Here is a 1213-nt window from a genome sequence, read left to right on the forward strand (position 1 = left end):
CAGATGGCCTCGGCCACGCTGTTCGCGTCGTCGCCGTCGAACGAGGACCGCACCGCCGTCGCCGCCACGCGCTTCGCGGACCTGGCGCGGCAGCTCGACGACGTCTCGCGCGAGGCCTTCTACGGCCTGGTGAAGGCCGACGGGTTCGCCCCGTGGTTCGCACGCGTGACCCCGATGGAGGAGATCGGTCTCCTGCCGCTCGGCTCCCGCCCGGCCCGCCGCGGGCTGAGCGTCGAGTCGCTCGAGGACCTCCGCGCGATCCCGTGGGTGTTCTCGTGGACGCAGGCCCGCATCAACCTCGCGGGGTGGTACGGCCTCGGTTCCGCGCTCGAGGCCGTGGGTGACGTGGAGCTCCTCCGCACCGCGTACACCGAGTGGCCCCTGTTCGGCGCCATGATCAAGAACGTCGAGATGTCGCTCGCGAAGACCGACGAGCACATCGCCCGTCGGTACCTCGAGCTCGCCGACCGTGACGACCTCGCCGCCAAGGTGCTCGACGAGATGCTCCGCACGCGCGAGTGGGTCCTGCGGGTCTCGGGCGGGAGCGACGTCCTCGAGGACCGTCCCGTCCTCGCCCGCGCCGTCCGGCTCCGCAGCCCGTACGTCGACGCGCTCTCGCACCTGCAGCTCCGGGCGCTCCGCGCGATCCGCACCTCGGGCAGCACGGACCCGACGGACGGTGACCACCGGCTGCTCCTCCTCACCGTGAACGGGATCGCGGCCGGCCTGCAGAACACCGGCTGATCCGCGCGGACCGGCCGACGGTCGTCGACGCGACCGCGTCGTCCCAGGAGGCGCGGTGCCAGCCGGCACCGCGCCTCCCGTCCGTGTCGATGCGGTCCGCACCCCTTGTCGAATCGATTCGGGGGCGCGTAGCGTTGCCGACGTGACGACGGAGCGCACCGGATCGACCAGGCCGACCACGAGCCTGCCGCCGATCCTGCCGCTCGCCCTGATCGTCGGCGTCTCGCCGTTCGCGACCGACATGTACATCCCGGCCCTGCCGGCGATCGCGCGGGACCTCGGGACGACCCCGGGTGCCGTCCAGCTGTCCCTGACGGCGTTCCTCGTCGCGTTCGCGGTCGGCCAGCTGCTCGCCGGTCCCGTGAGCGACGGCATCGGCCGGCGTCCGCTGATGCTCGTCGGCACGGCGGTCTTCGCCGTGGCCTCCGTCGGCTGTGCGCTGGCGCCCCGACGTCGCACGCTCGTCGTG

Annotated in this window: 2 protein-coding genes; both read left to right on the forward strand. The window is 73.0% G+C overall.

Going from position 1 to position 1213, the window contains the following annotated elements; genetic code table 11:
* The coding region (locus I5E_RS02475; RefSeq protein WP_031261174.1) for a phosphoenolpyruvate carboxylase at positions 1–744 on the forward strand (744 nt) is incomplete at its 5' end.
* A gap of 142 nt (positions 745–886) precedes the next feature.
* On the forward strand, positions 887–1213 hold a 327-nt coding region (locus tag I5E_RS02480; protein WP_031261176.1), incomplete at its 3' end, for an MFS transporter.

The organism is Curtobacterium sp. B18 (assembly GCF_000333375.1).
In the GTDB taxonomy this organism is placed as follows: Bacteria; Actinomycetota; Actinomycetes; order Actinomycetales; family Microbacteriaceae; genus Curtobacterium.